General features: G+C 62.3%; 1 protein-coding gene. It reads right to left on the bottom strand.

Going from position 1 to position 1,370, the window contains the following annotated elements; all coding sequences use genetic code 11:
* Positions 1–183 precede the first annotated feature (183 nt).
* Complete coding sequence (locus tag JQ621_RS35270; RefSeq protein WP_212241804.1) at positions 184–1,152, bottom strand: IS110 family RNA-guided transposase; 969 nt, start codon at positions 1,150–1,152, stop codon at positions 184–186.
* Positions 1,153–1,370 lie beyond the last annotated feature (218 nt).

Raw genomic sequence — 1,370 nt, forward strand, 5'->3', positions numbered from 1 at the left:
CGTAGCAACCATTAAAGCGACGTCCGATTGCCATTGAGCATGACGCCTTGCTTGCGGCCGTCAAGGCGTGGCCTGGCGGCAGCGGGGATGGGTGAGGCCGGAGCGACGGCCAGCCTTGACGGTCGCTGCGCATGGCGTCGTGAGGACCGGCAGGTCGGGACGAAGAAACGTGTGCCGGTCGAACTAAGAAACAGACAATGTTCTCTCTGGCGGCTGGTCACACCATGGCGTTCCGCGAGCGACCACGGTGTTGGCGAAGATGAGCATCTTCCTGGCGCAGGCAACGAGGGCGCGCTTGTGTTCCTTTCCGGCCGCAGTCAGCCGCTGGTAAAGCTGGATGAGCTGCCGGTTCCAGCGAAACGATGCAGCCAGTGAAGCAGTATAAAGGGCGCGACGCAGCCGCTTTCGACCGCCCTCGATATGTCGAGCACCGACCTGCTCGCCGCTGTCGTCGTCATAGGGCGCAAGGCCGGCGAGAGCGACGGCCTGCTCCCGCGTGATCCGGCCGATCTCAGGCAGACGCACCAGGATAGCAACGGCGGTCGGCAGCCCGATGCCGTCGACGCTGTTGATCAGCGCAAGCCTCTTGGCAAGGTCGGGATGCTTGCGGATCGAGGTGACCAGCGTCTTGAGTTCGGCTTTCTCGCGCATCTCCAGGCGGGCGATATCCTCCTCCCAGAGCTTGTTAATCCTCGCATCGCGGCAGCTCTCGATCCGATTCTTGAGGCGCGCGACATCCTCACCGATCTGATCGATCATGGTCAGTTGCGCGGCGAATGGCAGCAGCCGCGGGTCGGGAGCGGCATGGATATTCCGCACCGCCCCGGTGCAGTCTGCGATAAGAGCGGCATCGATCTTGTCGTTCTTGGCCCGCTGCAAGTGGAATTTGGCATAAGCCCGGACCTGAGCCGGCTGAAACACCACAACGACAAACCGGTTGCGACGTAGCTCAGCGACCACAGGCTGTTCGTAACCGCCGCTCGCCTCGAGGCCGACGCGATTGACGCGGCGCTGTCGTAGCCACGCCAGCAGAACCTTGTGACCTTCCGGCGTATTCTCCACCTGCAACTGCTCGCGGCAGCCTTCGATCGCGATGTCGAGCTTGCGTTTGCCGATATCGATCCCGGCACAGATTGTGGTATGCTTGGCCATCTTCGTCGATCCCTCCCTTGTGATGCGAACCTTGAGTTCGTTCAACCATTCGGGTCCCGATGAAGTGCCGATCGCGATCTTGCTACGTCAGACAGCCCTCAAGGCTTCGGTGGGTACCGATCCGATCGAACGGCGGCCCAGCTCGGGCGGCCACCCGGGCTGGGCCATTCCTCACGGAACGGCACCATCATAAGCGATCGCGCTAATACAAGGGTGGG

Origin of the sequence: Bradyrhizobium manausense, assembly GCF_018129685.1 — a bacterium.
GTDB lineage: Bacteria > Pseudomonadota > Alphaproteobacteria > Rhizobiales > Xanthobacteraceae > Bradyrhizobium > Bradyrhizobium manausense_D.

What these genes read in the sequence shown, in the direction of transcription:
- JQ621_RS35270 (WP_212241804.1), bottom strand. Translation starts at nt 1,152, where the DNA reads ATGGCCAAGCATACCACAATCTGTGCCGGGATCGATATCGGCAAACGC.